20 protein-coding genes are annotated in these 14,346 nt (G+C 46.5%); 14 read left to right on the forward strand and 6 right to left on the reverse strand.

The window, feature by feature from the left end:
* Positions 1 to 30: 30 nt before the first annotated feature.
* The 12 genes from PUP35_RS13380 to PUP35_RS13435 all read left to right on the forward strand — a co-directional run bounded on the left by PUP35_RS13380 (position 31) and on the right by PUP35_RS13435 (position 8,693).
* Positions 31 to 1,074 carry a hypothetical protein gene (locus tag PUP35_RS13380; RefSeq protein ID WP_274240148.1) on the forward strand — a complete coding sequence of 348 codons (1,044 nt, stop codon included), beginning with the start codon at positions 31 to 33 and terminating at the stop codon, positions 1,072 to 1,074.
* A 3-nt stretch (positions 1,075 to 1,077) separates the two neighbouring features.
* Positions 1,078 to 1,224: a ubiquitin-associated-like domain-containing protein gene (locus PUP35_RS13385; RefSeq protein ID WP_262810745.1), complete on the forward strand. Its 147-nt coding sequence runs from the start codon at positions 1,078 to 1,080 to the stop codon at positions 1,222 to 1,224.
* 408 nt (positions 1,225 to 1,632) lie between these two features.
* Positions 1,633 to 1,980, forward strand: a complete 348-nt coding sequence (locus tag PUP35_RS13390) for a hypothetical protein (RefSeq protein WP_274240151.1) — start codon at positions 1,633 to 1,635, stop codon at positions 1,978 to 1,980.
* An 80-nt stretch (positions 1,981 to 2,060) separates the two neighbouring features.
* A complete protein-coding gene (locus PUP35_RS13395) occupies positions 2,061 to 2,324 on the forward strand; it encodes a hypothetical protein (protein WP_267589599.1) in 264 nt (87 codons plus the stop codon).
* Positions 2,317 to 4,707: an exodeoxyribonuclease VIII gene (locus PUP35_RS13400; protein WP_274240156.1), complete on the forward strand. Its 2,391-nt coding sequence runs from the start codon at positions 2,317 to 2,319 to the stop codon at positions 4,705 to 4,707. Before PUP35_RS13395 ends, PUP35_RS13400 begins: the two co-directional genes overlap by 8 nt.
* Positions 4,704 to 5,264, forward strand: a complete 561-nt coding sequence (locus tag PUP35_RS13405) for a siphovirus Gp157 family protein (protein WP_274240159.1) — start codon at positions 4,704 to 4,706, stop codon at positions 5,262 to 5,264. Before PUP35_RS13400 ends, PUP35_RS13405 begins: the two co-directional genes overlap by 4 nt.
* A gap of 316 nt (positions 5,265 to 5,580) precedes the next feature.
* Entirely contained in the window at positions 5,581 to 5,853 is a 273-nt protein-coding gene (locus PUP35_RS13410; RefSeq protein WP_274240160.1) for a hypothetical protein, read from the forward strand.
* Between the two features lies 1 nt (position 5,854).
* Positions 5,855 to 6,682 carry a ParB/RepB/Spo0J family partition protein gene (locus tag PUP35_RS13415; protein WP_274240162.1) on the forward strand — a complete coding sequence of 276 codons (828 nt, stop codon included), beginning with the start codon at positions 5,855 to 5,857 and terminating at the stop codon, positions 6,680 to 6,682.
* Positions 6,679 to 6,966 carry a hypothetical protein gene (locus PUP35_RS13420; RefSeq protein WP_274240163.1) on the forward strand — a complete coding sequence of 96 codons (288 nt, stop codon included), beginning with the start codon at positions 6,679 to 6,681 and terminating at the stop codon, positions 6,964 to 6,966. The genes PUP35_RS13415 and PUP35_RS13420 overlap by 4 nt, the downstream gene beginning before the upstream one ends.
* Positions 6,929 to 7,321, forward strand: a complete 393-nt coding sequence (locus tag PUP35_RS13425) for a DUF551 domain-containing protein (protein ID WP_274240164.1) — start codon at positions 6,929 to 6,931, stop codon at positions 7,319 to 7,321. Before PUP35_RS13420 ends, PUP35_RS13425 begins: the two co-directional genes overlap by 38 nt.
* 63 nt (positions 7,322 to 7,384) lie before the next feature.
* On the forward strand, positions 7,385 to 7,672 hold the full coding sequence (locus PUP35_RS13430) for an excisionase (RefSeq protein ID WP_274240165.1): 288 nt from the start codon (positions 7,385 to 7,387) through the stop codon (positions 7,670 to 7,672).
* On the forward strand, positions 7,626 to 8,693 hold the full coding sequence (locus PUP35_RS13435) for a tyrosine-type recombinase/integrase (protein ID WP_274240166.1): 1,068 nt from the start codon (positions 7,626 to 7,628) through the stop codon (positions 8,691 to 8,693). Before PUP35_RS13430 ends, PUP35_RS13435 begins: the two co-directional genes overlap by 47 nt.
* Positions 8,694 to 8,727: 34 nt before the next feature.
* Here the strand turns inward: PUP35_RS13435 and PUP35_RS13440 are convergent, their stop codons facing one another.
* The 6 genes from PUP35_RS13440 to yobA form a co-directional block, all read right to left on the reverse strand.
* A complete protein-coding gene (locus PUP35_RS13440) occupies positions 8,728 to 9,615 on the reverse strand; it encodes a hypothetical protein (RefSeq protein ID WP_274240167.1) in 888 nt (295 codons plus the stop codon).
* Positions 9,615 to 10,037 carry a hypothetical protein gene (locus PUP35_RS13445; RefSeq protein WP_274240168.1) on the reverse strand — a complete coding sequence of 141 codons (423 nt, stop codon included), beginning with the start codon at positions 10,035 to 10,037 and terminating at the stop codon, positions 9,615 to 9,617. Before PUP35_RS13445 ends, PUP35_RS13440 begins: the two co-directional genes overlap by 1 nt.
* A 1-nt stretch (position 10,038) precedes the next feature.
* Positions 10,039 to 11,118: a hypothetical protein gene (locus tag PUP35_RS13450; RefSeq protein WP_274240170.1), complete on the reverse strand. Its 1,080-nt coding sequence runs from the start codon at positions 11,116 to 11,118 to the stop codon at positions 10,039 to 10,041.
* 499 nt (positions 11,119 to 11,617) lie between these two features.
* Positions 11,618 to 11,956: a YebY family protein gene (locus PUP35_RS13455; RefSeq protein ID WP_111964807.1), complete on the reverse strand. Its 339-nt coding sequence runs from the start codon at positions 11,954 to 11,956 to the stop codon at positions 11,618 to 11,620.
* Positions 11,957 to 11,972: 16 nt separating this feature from the next.
* The gene (gene copD / locus PUP35_RS13460; protein WP_274240172.1) at positions 11,973 to 12,842 is read right to left on the reverse strand and encodes a copper homeostasis membrane protein CopD; all 870 of its coding nucleotides are present in this window, start codon (positions 12,840 to 12,842) and stop codon (positions 11,973 to 11,975) included.
* Position 12,843: 1 nt separating this feature from the next.
* Positions 12,844 to 13,215 carry a CopC domain-containing protein YobA gene (gene yobA, locus PUP35_RS13465; protein ID WP_274240174.1) on the reverse strand — a complete coding sequence of 124 codons (372 nt, stop codon included), beginning with the start codon at positions 13,213 to 13,215 and terminating at the stop codon, positions 12,844 to 12,846.
* A 137-nt stretch (positions 13,216 to 13,352) separates the two neighbouring features.
* Here yobA and PUP35_RS13470 point away from each other — a divergent pair, with 137 nt between their 5' ends.
* Positions 13,353 to 13,583 (forward strand): DNA polymerase III subunit theta, encoded by a 231-nt coding sequence (locus PUP35_RS13470; RefSeq protein ID WP_008500465.1) that lies wholly within the window; start codon positions 13,353 to 13,355, stop codon positions 13,581 to 13,583.
* A 110-nt stretch (positions 13,584 to 13,693) separates the two neighbouring features.
* The gene (locus PUP35_RS13475) at positions 13,694 to 14,344 is read left to right on the forward strand and encodes a carbon-nitrogen hydrolase family protein (RefSeq protein WP_274240177.1); all 651 of its coding nucleotides are present in this window, start codon (positions 13,694 to 13,696) and stop codon (positions 14,342 to 14,344) included.
* The last annotated feature ends 2 nt before the right edge of the window (positions 14,345 to 14,346 follow it).

Here is a 14,346-nt window from a genome sequence, read left to right on the forward strand (position 1 = left end):
TGGCTTAAGGGCAACCAAAGGAGAATGGGAATGAGCAAGCAAAAAGTTGTTGACCTGGCAAACACCGCGCGCGAATGCGCATCACTGGCTAACAGCGTGTCCGGCACTATCAAGTTTATCGTTCAGCGCTGGAACCAGGCTTGTCAGGCGGCAAAGATGGAAGGCTTCACCACTGAACCACGCTACACCCGTCGCGCTCAGCTCGCCGCCGATATGCTGCGTATGGCTGCACAGCTGGATAACATTGCAGAAGGTAAAGACCCGCTGACAGGCGAGCCAGTAGCTCCGGCAAAGAAAGTAAAAATCATCAAGGCTTGTGACCTGAAAGTGGGCGATATCTTCGTAAATCAGTCCTACGGCGGCGAGCTGAAAGTATCTGGCGTTATGGGTTCACTGACAGGCAGCAAAGAAACCCATATCAGCTTTGAAATCGGCGGGGGTACTTCTTACCCTGACAACTGCAATATCACCATCCTGGATATGGACTCCATTCACGCCGAAGCGCTCGAAATGAACGCAGAGACAGATCGCCGTCGTCATTGTTCAGTAATGGCTAGCCTTCAAAACACCATCATGGAACGCGATGATCTGCCTGAACTTGTTGAAGCTTGTCACGCCGAAGCGCTGCAATGGAACGCCTTTATTGATCACTGCTGGCCTCTGGATGTTGAAGACGTCTTGGTAGGTATCGAGATTTCCGCTCATGAAGACAACCGCCGCTTTGACTGGCTGACCAATCGCTGGAGTCTGTTTTGGGCTGGTTGTGACTACTTCACCCGCCGCACGATGATCGAAGAGGCTCACGCTGAAGCCCTGCGAATTGATGCGGAACAATATGCAGCTCCAGTGACCTGCTCCATCTTCCAGCGTAATGACGGCGTACAGCTTGCTCTGGATAACTCATGCGATGTTCGGTTTATCCGTACCAGCAAAAACGGGGAATGGTTTAAGGCAGGTTTCCGCAATACCGATATGGAAGGTTACCAGCCTGTCGAGAGCGATGTTTTGTTTACCTCCATGCCTTCACGCACTCTTTCATATTCAGACGGTGTGATGGTTGTCTCCGAGGCCTGAGCCTTGAGCAATAACGAATTAACCGATTTATTTATTGCCCTGACAGGCCAAGACAGGGCAACAGCGAAAAAATATCTCGAAGAGAATTACTGGTCTTTATCAACCGCAATCACTTTTTTTCAGGTTGATAGAAATGAAGGAAAAATTTAATGACTGGACAACACTACGGCACCCAAGAAGTAATTCGTTCATGTATTCGCCCTGGAATGTTAATCAGGCATGAAGGGCTAACCTGGAAAGCAGGAGCAAACACCCGCGGCAAACTCGTTATTTCAACTTTACGCGGGAGTAAGTGTTTAAAAGATTGCTTCGTAGATGTTCTGTTGGATGCCAGGGGCGAACCTCTAGGCAATTACCCAAAGGATATTCAGTGGACTGGCAAATCATAAAATTGTTTTTAAAGGCTTATGCGCCCTTAGCTGTCGTCTTTTATCTAATTGTTATTTTTGGCTACAGGTTATTCACAGAAGATAAAGACGACGACATTTAGTTAAACAAAATCAGTACGTATGCCATTAATTATGGCAGGGATTCCCACACACTTTTCTGGAGTTAAATATGAACCACGAATTTACCGTAGCATTCAATACTAAGCTGTTAGTTTCTACCGATAATTGTAAAGTGCTGTCTTTAACCTGCGGCGATGAACAGCTGGGTTATATCGCTTTCAATACCATCGACCGCGATTCTGATAAGCGCACCTTCGTTACTCCTTTCACGGCTGAAGGCGAACTGAAGGAAGCGTGCTGTGCGAGCTGCGCGGCGAAAGCTCTTTTCAATAACCGTACCGGCTTCAAGCTCAAACTGATATCTATCGCTGAAACTGAAAATGTTCAACCTTCTATTACTCAGCTTCTGCCTCTGTTACTGCTGGCGGATATCGCCAAGCGAGCTAAATCACTCTGATTTATTCAGCCCCGTTAAGGCGGGGCATTTATCCGAGTGACCATTAGTTAGTGGTCAGCCTGATAAATAGAGGTATGCAGATGGATATTACTCTGGTGTTTAAGAAATTAGCCCTCGTTAACGGCGAGGAAGCAGTTATCAGCATTGCCCCCAGCGCAATGAAAAAGATGGTCATGGATTTAGTGGCGAATGGTTATTTATCCACTGAGGATTTAATCATTTTTGCAATCGGTCAGGTGAAACTCTGCGACCGCAAAAACCTTGAGCATGTTTTGCCCGACAACGTTTTAAAGAAATTAACCGAAACTTTTGAATCCGTAAAAGAAGGAGATAACAATGACTGACCAGAGAATTTTCATCGCAGGATATTTCCCCGATGAAGAATCAGAAAAGGCAGGTATTAAGCGTGTCGCTACCGCCTTCAATGCTAAGGATATTGAACGCGCTAAAGCTAAAGCGAACTTTATCTTCCTGGAAGAGTATGAACATGCTCAGGATGCAGCATTTAAAATCCTTGTGTGTGAAGACACTCCAGATGTTCCTGGTCGTCCTTCTCGCGGAACATGGAATGAAGAATTCCTTTACGAATACGACTGGCCTGAAGACGTCGGCCACCCTGTGAAACGACAGGCTGAAAAGGTCAATTTCGACAAGCTCTCCACCGTTACCAAAATTGCCGTTCTGGTGAAGTACGACTCTACCGAGATCACTAAAGCGGATCTCCCTGCCGCGCTGGAACTTACCCAGGACGAGGCGAACACTTTCGAAGGTCATGTTGTTGAGGCTATCAGCAAGATGCCTGAAATCGCCAATATGTACCCCGAGCGCATTCAGCACGTCATCGGCTGGGTCGGTGCCAAGTGCGATCACTCTGCGAAATGGCCTGAGATCCAGAAAGAAATTGCAGCCTGGCAAAAAAGGCAGGATGGAGAGCGCAAACAAACCGGTTCGTCAAAATCGGTGGTGGATATCGCTCGCGAGAAAGCCGCGGCTGAAAAAATCCGTGTGCAAAATCCGGCTCCTATTCACCTTCAGGATGAAGAATCTTTAAAGCGCAATATTGCCCTAGGCCTGGTTTCTAAGGCGATGGATTTCGACATCCTCAATCCTCCGGCGAGCATTGTTAATCGTGCCCGCGACATCATCAAGCTGAAAGAGAAACCCTTCCCTGCATGGTTTGCAGCAATGAGCGCGACGATTGGCATTTACGAATACTCAACCGTCCAGATTATCTACAGCGTGAAAATCTCGCCTGAAGATATCGACAAAACTGCCGGCTCTATTCAGGCACATATCAACCGCACGTTTACCGAAACTGACCACGCCAACCCGTCCGCTGAAATGCTGGCCATCGCCTGTGGCACATCGAAAACCGAAGAGGGAAAAAGCAATGAGACCGAACAGAACAAAACGGGCACAACTGGCCCACTGGACGATGCAGCGTCAAAGGCTGGCGCAGTGGCACCGGAACACAATGCAGACGGGTCAGCAGCGGGGCCGCTGGAAACTGCGCCACAGGTAGAGCGTACGGGTCCGTTCTATTACCTCTTTGCAGATGGTGTGAAAGTAGGACGCGCTAACAAGCTTCCAGGGCTCGAAAAAGCGCTGGCTGATGGTGGAAAGGAAATTAGCCAGGACGAATATTTAGCGCGTAAAAACGGCACATACGAAGCCCCTGCGGCCCCTGCTGATAACTCAGGCGCAGGTAATGAGCCTGAAATTACCAATCACGGCGCGGGTCGATTCTCCATTGATGGGCTCATGTCTGAACAGCAGCCTTCAGGAACCTCTCAGGAAAATCTCCCAGAGACTCCTGTATCAGATACAGCTGGATCTACAGCACCAGCAGCACCAGCAGCACCAGCGGTAAAGAGTGAAGAACCAACATTCACTCTCCGTGCTGACGAGCTGGAGAAAGAGCTGGGCGACAGCGAAAACCTTTCCATGTGGAAAGACGTGATGCGCACTAATCCGCGTTACACGAAAGATATGAGTGATATCGGGTTTGGTGGAACCGCTATCAACTCGCAATACATGATCATGCGAGCCACCGAAAAATTCGGTCCCGTTGGTATTGGCTGGGGCTGGGAAATCGTTGAAGACAAGATGATCGAAGGCGCACCGCTTACAGAGAAAATCTTCGAAGGTACAAAATTTGTCGGAAAGCGCATCCTGCGCGATGCAGATGGTTCGTTATTGTTCGAGCTGAACCACTACATCAAAATCCATCTTTGGTACATCAAAGACGGCAAGAAAGGGATCGTTGAGAACTTCGGCTCTACCCCTTATCGACAGTCAACTAAGCACGGTATTCAGTGCGATACCGAAGTTCATAAAAAATCGCTGACCGACGCGATCAAAAAATGTCTTTCCGGCCTGGGCTTCTGCGCCGATGTTTGGCTGGGTCTGTATGACGATGCTGTATACAGGGCCGAAAGCGTTATTGAACATGGTCTGAAGGATGCCACTGACAGAGCTGATGATTCAACGCGCATCCGTGAAGAACTTGACGAGCGGTTTAAACAGAACGTTGAAACCATGCGTAAAGCTGTCTCTCAAAATGAAGTCTCAAAAATTGCGAGCAGCCTGACGCGAGCCGTGAGCATTCACTTAAAAGCCGCCAAAGATATTAACGATAAAGAATACGTCAAATATCTGGAGGGCCGTTTACGCCGCCTGGAAGATATTAAAGGCGAGTGTCTTTCTAAGCTGGAGGAAAAAGCATGAGCAACCGCACTATTGATTTAGCAAACGAAATTAGCAAAGTTCTTGCTCTCGGCGATAGCGGCGATATTGATGCGCAAACCCTTGCTGATACCCTTGAAGGTATCGAAGGCATGATTGAAGACAAATTTGATGCCACGATGTCAGTTATTAAAGATTTCGAAGCTAAACAGGAAGCCTGTAAGAAAGAAGCAGCCCGTTTGACCGAAAGAGCAAAACACTGGCAACGTCAGGCCGGAAGTCTTCGCACATATTTACTTGAGTGTTTGCAAGCCTCTGGCCGTAAGCAGTTTAAATCAACCCTTCATACCTATTCAGTTAAAAAAGGGTCGATATCTTTAAAGATTGTCGACGAAGATTTAATTCCTGATGAATTTGTGGAGTCCAGAACAGATGTTATTCACGACATACAGAAGGATAAAATTAAACAGATCCTGACTGATGCGTTAAAAGCCATTGAAGATTTACGCGAAAAAGGTGAACAGGTGCCAGAGGAGCTTTTAAACAAAGTGCCTGGCGCTCAGGTAGAGCGTGGGCCTGAATCTCTTTCTGTTCGATGAAACACAGGGCCGCTAAGCGGCCTGTTTCGGGAGCTTATATGTTCGTATTCAGAAACGAAATCATCGAAGAAACAAATGACGATTTACGATATCCGCGCAAGCAGTCTTTGAATTCTGCACCTGACTATACAAAGAAAATAGTCGCTGAGTTATCTAATCGTCGGAATCTGAGAAAGAAAAATGTTCAACCTAAAACGCGGTAAGTCTGTGTTCAAAGTTCGCCCTCTCCTGTTTAGCAACAGCTTCAAGTGGGCAAGCGTAAAAGTATTTGATACGCAGCAGGGAAAATATTACGGGCGAGAGGCCAAGAAAAGTTATGGGTGATATGGGTGATTATTTTCGTGACATCGCCCCCTTTCTAAAAGAGGGGAGAAAAAAGGCCCGTGATGGAGCACATCAAAGAATTAAAGGTTTCTTCATGCGTAATGGCGTTGTTTTTGAAGAAGGCAATAACACCCTCCTCTTCAGAACTCCCGAAGGAACAGTGTGCTACTACACGCCGAGCCAGAAGATGCAGCATAAAAACCAGTGGACTCAGTGCAGCCCTACCAGATGCATGAAGTATGTGAAAAAGCTAAGGGGGAATTAAGATGGCTAACTCTTTCAGACAAATGACACGCGGCGGCGTTATCTCCCGCACTGATAATGGTATGTTTATCCATCTGGATGATATTCACGTCAAACCAGGCTTTAACAAGCGCCTCGATGATGAACGTACACGCCAGGCCGATGACGATCTTTTCCAGTTCCTGATGAATGGCGGCAGCGTTCCACCGCTTGAAGTGATTTCCCGTGATGAAGGCGGTGTGTGGATTGTTGAGGGTCACCGCCGACACCGTTGCTATGAGCGCTGCCGAGAAGCAGGAAAGCCGGTAAACAAAATCCACATCGTCCAGTTCGTTGGCGATGACAAAGAACGCCTTGCGCGAATCCTGACCTCCAACAACCAGTTAAGCCTTTCAGAACTGGAACAGGCCGCGGTGGTAAAAGAGCTGGCATCGGCTTTCAATCAGTCGGTCGCAGAAATAGCCGCGCTGGTGAACAAGTCAGAACCGACGGTTCGGAACCTGCTTACCCTGGCTGGCGCGAATCATGACGTGAAGCAGAAAGTTCAGGCTGGTGAAGTAACGGCTGGTGCAGCTATTGAGCGTGTAAAAGAGTTCGGTGAAAAAGCGGGCGAAGTGCTTGAGCAGGATAAGGCCGTAGCCGCTGCCGCTGGAAAGAAGAAAGTCACCCGCAGCGTAATAGCTCCTGAAATCAGCGTGAAGAAGGCCCGCCGTCTGGTTGAGCTGATCACGCTTGCCGGAATCAATGAGAGCGGCGCTATTACCCTTTCTGGCGAGCTTTTAAATGAGGTAGTGGAAATCATCAACGAACAGCGTGATATCGAAGCACAGCGCAGCAGGACCGCAGTATGAACAAGGTAGAGAAAGAACGTTTAGTTAATTATCGCCGCTGGCTCTATAAGGCAGAACTGAACGAGACAAAGCTGATCGCTTATAACTGCCCTAAATGCCTTGAGAAGTTACAAACCACTGAAGCGCCGGAAGGTGAAACGTGGGACACGTTTTCCATCTGCCCTTTTTGTGGATCGTTACTTTTTAAGGTCACACAAGGGGCCACAGTGAAAATTGATTTAATTCTTAATATTGGGGTCAAGCCGGATGGTAAACACAAAGCAGCAAAACCTTACGCTGAATGAATTATATAAACTTCGCGATGCATATCGGCATTTCAATTCCATGCATGATTTTGTTCGCGCAATCAATGAACTGATAAAAGTTCGCGAAAATGAACAAAATGTTTTAGCAAACGATCTGAATGAATGGGTATCTGTTAAAGACGCACTTCCAGAACCATGCATTCCAGTAGATTTTTTTGTTGAATCATCTGTGAGCAATGATATTCCTGAAGGGGTATACAGCGGCTATTTCGGTCACGGCAAGTGTTGGCACCAAGACGCTATGATAACTTCTCTTGCAAGCTATCCAACCTTGAAAGATGGCGCAGAGGTTACTCACTGGAGAAAGCAAGCGCCTTTTCCATGCACTAAGTGATTTTCGTAATTCAGTTTTTATAGCCGACCAGCGTTAACTTGCTGGTCGGTCATGGGGTAAAACATGCTTTTGACACTCAAAGAGTGGGCGAGCGATGTCTATCAAGATCCGCCGCCTATTGGAACTTTGCAACGCTGGGCGAGGAACGGGAATATTTACCCACCTCCAGAAAAACACGGGCGCGAATATAAAGTTCAACATGATGCTTTTTATATCAAGCCAAGTAAAGCATGTAGCAAAATCCAACATCAAAACCCAAATGGCCGAACTGGTAAAAAAAGCAGCTTACTGGAGAGGATTGAGCATGAGCAGGAAATACAATCGCGATCTACCGCGAAATCTAACTTATAGGAAAAAATATAAAAAGTATTATTGGCGTAATCCTGTTAGTGGAAAAGAATTTCCTCTCGATGGACTTTCAAAAAGTCAGGCGATAGCTCAGGCTATTGAAGCTAATAATTATATTACCAATAATTTTACGCCAAGTGGTTTACTGCAACGAATCACGGACGAGAAACAGTTAACCATGAGTGATTGGCTTGAGCGTTATAGCGTCATACTGCAGCGCAGAGAGCTGGCGGCCAACACCTATAAAGTGCGTGCGGGGCAGATTGCCACCATCAATGAAAAAATGGGTGAGCTGATACTGAACAAGGTAAACACTCGCCATATAGCTGACTTCCTCGATACATGGATCGCAGAAGGAAAAAAGACCATGGCCGCAACTATGCGCTCTGTGCTGATCGATATTTTTCGGGAGGCGATTGCCGAAGGCGCACTGACGCTTAATCCGGTTGAACCGACGAGAACGCCAAAGATCGTCGTATTCCGTCAACGTCTAAGCCTGGAAATGTACGGACCGATCAGAGCCGCAGCTGATACTTTGTCGCCCTGGTTACCACTGGCGATGGATCTTGCGTTGGTAACCGCGCAGCGCCGCGAGGATATAGCGAACATGCGGTTCACTGATGTTTATGATGACCGCTTACACGTAACTCAGATAAAAACAGGGGCAATGATTGCCATACCGTTATCCCTGTCACTGAATGGAATACGCTTGAGCGCAATCATTGATCGCTGTCGTTTACTGAGCACAACCGATTTTCTGATAAGCGCCGGCAAGCGGAAAAACAGTCCTGACGGAGCTATTCATCTGGACAGTTTGACGAAAGGTTTTGTGAAGGCGAGGAAATTGTCGGGGCTGGAGTTTTCTGAACACCCCCCCTCTTTCCATGAGATCAGAAGCTTGTCTGGTCGCACGTATGAAGCGAGTCGGGGAAAGGGCTTTGTCCAAAAATTGTTTGGCCATCGTTCAGAGAAAATGACGGACCAATACTTGGAAGCAAGAGAAAAAAAATTCATTTTATTATAAATTACAGCCAACAAATTTTGAGCCAAGTTACTTTTTACTTGGCTTTTTTTACCGCCTTAGGTGTTTTTTTTCCAGGCGTTTTCGCCTTTCTTCCTTTAGATTTATCTTGACCTCCAGAATTATTAGATGACTTATCAAAATCAAAATAATTATTTAATTCCTGATATATTTTAGCCTCATCCAAAGGAACTCCAGATTGTCGAGTTTGATATATATGCTCAAAATATATTTTCGCTTGATTCTTTCTTAATTGAACACCATCTCGGCCACTGCTATCAAATGGATGAAAATGGATATTTGCACCTACGTGATAGATATTAACAGTATCACCAGATGTTGTTTTGATATTTGAAAGAAAACTATAGCCGAAGCAATAAGAATCTTTAGTTACCTTTGTGGAATCGAACGCACGCGTACATTTATCAAGTATATTGTTGTTTGTCGCATATGTTACCCATTCCTTTTTCTGCAAAAAATCTTGCCAATTTTGGAACGTTGCCTTGATATCAGCCTGACGGAAATATAAAAGCAAACATGCTGAACTTTGGTCTGTTAAGTACCTAGAAGCAAGCTGGAGCAATCCCTCAAATATTTTTTGATTATCATAACCAATCTTTGCTTCAATTAACCAACTAAAATGGTTTTTTTCAACATATATATCAATATGACCTCTATTAGAGGGTTCATTTTTAGTGTTATATCCTGAACGTTCTAACAATAAAGAAATTGTCGTGCTAAGTTGCTCTTCAGTTAAGTTGTAATACTTATCTGCATTTTTTTCAATCGATTGCACTGCACTTCTAAGCGATAAAATAACTCCCTGACTAAATTCTTCAAAATTCATTGGATCAACATTTGCGAGAAACTCAGCAAGTTTACCTGAATGAACTAAGCGAGAAAGTACACCATCAGTTCCAATCATTATTCAACATCCCATTCATCAGAATCCGTTTCAACATTTCCGGCAATTGCGAAATACAATGAAAGTCTTTCTCTGATAACTGGACAAACCTCTACACCTTCTTTATTTAAACAAACTTCACGATGAATAAGATAATATTGGAACTCACTTCTGGTTAGTTCTATCTCATGATTATCCTCTAGGATATAAGAATATTTTGGCTCTAGAATTTTAAATTTATCGCCACTAAAAAAGGATGCTATTTGTAGACTTGTATCGTCTTCAACAGTTTTTGTTACTGTCTTTATCTTAGAAAGTGGATAATATTTTACATCTGGATGTTTTTTTATATATTCGACCAAGCGAAGCATTTCCTCCTTTAGTTCTGTTTCCAGAACAGGATTATGGCTTATAAAATCTTTTACTTGGTCCAATTTGCTCATTTCATAAAGCCTTTTCAATATCGGAAATTAAAGATATCGCGTGAGCATAACCTCTCGGGTTAATGATTTCGAATCTCTTACTAACAGTATAATTAAACTGAGCTAAAGATTCCAGCCTCAAGTCCGTTTTAACTTTTAAGTTTACATTTTCTACAGTCTTTTCAAAACGGACACAAACTGCAATGCATTTTACTTTTTCTTTTTTAGCGCCTTCAAGATGATAAGGCTGATCTCTGAGACACACATCTACCTCTTTTCGGCACTCACGAGGAATTGCAATACCATTATCTTCACTCCAAAAAACGGTATCAATCACCCTTCCGTATGTATTATCATCATAGATGTTTTCAATTGCAGAATTAATGTTTATAGCGTTGGCATCAGCTAGTTTGACATTATTTTTAGCCAATATAGAAACAAAAACATCCTGAAGATTTTCCATTTCCTTTGTAATGTCTCTTCTTCCGACTTTACTATTTATACGAAATTCAGCTCTATTACAGTTATTAGGTATAAACACACTGTCAATGTGCTGCTCCTTAACTTCAACAGGGTAAGAAACCGCTCTTAAAACTCCATCCACTACTTCTTGTGTATGAATTCTTTTAGTTATTTTCCGCGGGGTTGAGAAGTAAAACACCACACCACTATTTTGCTTCTCGATAGCTGTTAATATCGGCATGAAAGCAGTGGTTAGCAAACTTTGGGGTACAAATGCCGGGAATGAAAGAGAATAAGGTTTACCATCAAAAATAAAATTTGTTGCATTTGTCAAGAGATGTTTATGTTCTTTTTCACTTAATCTGAAAATTTCACAATGATGCTTTCCAAGCACCATCAACGCTTTTGTAATTCTCTCTAAACTAGCAAAAGTAGCTTTAGCTGGTGCTACACGCTTACCTGATAGTTGATCCAATATGTTTGCTTTTGTAATTTCCCAACTGTTAGATGTTTCAAAGCCAGATTTCTTTAAATATATCCTACTGTAATTTGTTTCCGAAACCGACTCAATGACTTCCAAAAGCTGTTCAGGCGTAACTCCTGCACTACCTGCGCTGACATGGGTATTAACTTGGCTCATTGTACTCTCCTGATTTTTTTGTAATTAAATTATCAGCTTACTTAAAAGTCAATGAATTCTTATGCATAGATTGATCAGTTCCACTGTTTACCCTTTTTAGAGTAAAAATCAGGCACTCAAGTTCGTAAAGATCTTGGCTAGGGGCGAAAAACTGTTTACATTGGTGCAACAGGAACTAAACACCGGATATGTGATTTCGTGCATTTTTCGTGTAATTTAGTGTCGTGCCTTGTAACCACATGATTTATAAGGCAGATAAAAAGAGACCGAATACGATTCCTGTATTCGGTCCAGGGAAATGGCTCTTGGGAGAGAGCCGTGCGCTAAAAGTTGGCATTAATGCAGGCTAAGTCGCCTTGCCTTTTAAGAATAGATGACGACGCCAGGTTTTCCAGTCCACAGCTAAAGCGGTCGGAAAAAAAGCGCCAGAGCATCATTAAATGTGAAAAACCGCAGTGCTTTCGCAAGCATCTGCGGTTTTTTATTGGAAACCCGAACGTTAGCAGAGCTTGTCGGCGCGCTCGATAAACGGTGCCAGACTCATTTTTTGTCCCGGATGCGACGGGTCATCGATCTGAATAATGCTAATCGGCTGTCCGCTGCTCTTTCCGCTGGCTACCTGCTGCTCTGCGATATCATTCAGCGGATATTGCACCAACGTGCTCGGGTTGATCGCATACAGCGCATGGCCCGGACGGCAGGTCAGCATCACCTCTTCGCGATTGAAAGCCCATTTGTCCTTACCCACTTCAAAACGGCTGACGGTGATAACCTGCGGTGCGGCAAGCGCGCTCCCCGTACAGGCCAGCAAGATGAGAGAAAGTACTGTCTTTTTCATATGATATTTAACCTTATCAGAAGGGTTCCCAGGTGGCGAACAGACTGACCGTTGCCAGCACCAGCGCTCCCAGCACCACTTCTGCCTGCGTCATCCTGATAAAAATCTGTTGTGCTCGCCCGCTCTTCGGACGAAACCGTGGCACCAGAAAATACCGATTTGCCAGCGCAATTACCACCATCAACGCCACCAGCGCACATTTGAACAACAAAAACTGTACGTAACCGGCCTGCCAGGGAATATGGACACCCAGTATCATGAGCGCATTGATCGCTCCGCTGAGCAGCACGCCCGCGACGGCGTAATGGCCCACGCGCGAAAAGCGCATCATGGTATAAATGGCGGCATTCTGCCAGCGTCCTTTGGCCAGACGCATGCAGAACAGCAGAGGCAGTAATCCGCCAAGCCAGGTTGCGGCGCAGATCATGTGAAAAGCATAATTAAGACGCTGCAACGCCCCCATCGGACCGTCGTTCATTGCCGCGTGCCCTACCCCAGCCAGCAGGATAAGCTGGCCCATCGTAAGCAGCAGCAGCCGCGAACCTTTCAGCGGTGCGAGCCATGCTGCGCCGACCGTGATCGCAGCGAGTATGATTTGCCACAGCCAGACGCCGCCAAACTGCGTCCTCATTACGCCGTACCAGACCTGCGGGGCAAACACATCTCCCCAGCCGTTACCCATCAGTCCGCCCTGAAGCATAAACATCAGGAGCGCTGCCGCCAGGCTCATTAAGGCCGCCACTTTCTGCTGCAGCTGAAATCGCCGGGACATCAGGCGGTGGAGAGAGGAAGGCGCAAACCAGACGCTGTAAAGCGCGTTGCCAAAAACAAGCATCAGCGCCCCGAAATGGATAAAGCGCAACCCGATATAACACAGCGCCAGCATGCTATTTCACGCTAAAGTGATAGCTGCCTTTGGTTTTATGGCCGTCTACGGAGACGACATGCCAGTCTACCTGGTACGTTCCTGACGTCAGCGTTTGTTCCAGCGGAACGGTGAGTTGCGCCTTGTTCTTTTCGTCGCGCGTGACGGTTCCCGTTTTGATGACCTGCTTTTGCGCATCCGTTACCACCACACCGCTAAACCCCGGTTCGATGCCTTCTGAAAAATTCAGCGTAAGTGCCTGCGGAGCGCTCACCACGCTGTCCGCTGCCGGGCTCTGCTGTTTAAGATGTGCATGTGCCAGCGCGGAGGGCGCCATCATTGTCGAGGCCACAAAAACCAGTGCGCATACCGCGCGGGAGGCGGAGAAACCCATCGCAATCATTCCTTTTTGTTATGTCTGTATGCTAAAGAATAACGCTGTATAATAAACGAGTCGAGGATCATCCTGCCTCCGCTTGTCATCGTCGTGCAATCGCGGTAACGTTGCCGCCGCAGAAAAAGGAGAAGGTAATGAAGATCAATCTGGCCGCCCTTCCGCAGGACGAGATGGATAAAGTGAATGTCGATCTCGCTGCCGCTGGCGTCGCGTTCAAAGAGCGTTACAACATGCCTGTCGTGGCTGAAGTCGTTGAACGGGAACAACCCGCCCATCTGCGCGACTGGTTTCGCGAAAGATTAATCGCCCACCGTCTCGCCTCGGTTAACCTCTCCCGTTTACCGTACGAACCTAAAGTTAAATAAGCTTAACGAGTCGTTACACTTCCTTACACGGAATCTGGCAGGATAAGAAAACCCTGATAAATTTAGGTGTATTCTTAAATCCCTGCGACTCAGTGTATAAGGAAGTCACGATGTCACATTGGAACATAGCGGCAGCACAGTATGGCGGGCTGCATCAGAGTGTGAATGACCATGTTACGCACCACCTGCGCTTCATCGCCGAAGCCGCACGGCAGGGGTGCGATCTGCTGGTCTTCCCTGAACTCTCCTTAACGGGTTCTGGCGCGCCGACGCTACCTCCCCCACCCGATGACGCGCAGCTGGAGCCGCTGCTTAACGCGGCACATTTTTACCAGATTACCGTTATTGCAGGACTCCCCCTGGAACAGGATGGGCAGAGACAGAAAGGTCTTGTGCTGTTTTCGCCTGCTTGCCATCGCATTTTGCGCTATCCGCAAGGGCGCGGAGCCAGCCTGGTGCCGGGGAACAAGCACCTTAGCATCATTGATGCACATCCCGATTCTCCCAATCTCGATCCCAGAGCAACGCTTGTTACCAGCTGCCAGTCGGTGGGGGATAATCGCTGGCGGCAATCCATCAGTAACCTGCAGCGCTTCGCGCATAAATATGCTATTGCGGTGCTAATGGCGAATGCCTGCGGCGGCAGCGCGCTATGGGATGAAAAAGGCCAGCTGATCGTCCGCGCGGATAAGGGCGAGCTTCTGGTGACCGGCACGCTCGGCGGAGAGGGTTGGCAAGGCGATATCATTCCTTTAGGCTAGGC

The organism is Enterobacter sp. S-33 (assembly GCF_028735835.1).
Taxonomy (GTDB): domain Bacteria; phylum Pseudomonadota; class Gammaproteobacteria; order Enterobacterales; family Enterobacteriaceae; genus Enterobacter; species Enterobacter vonholyi.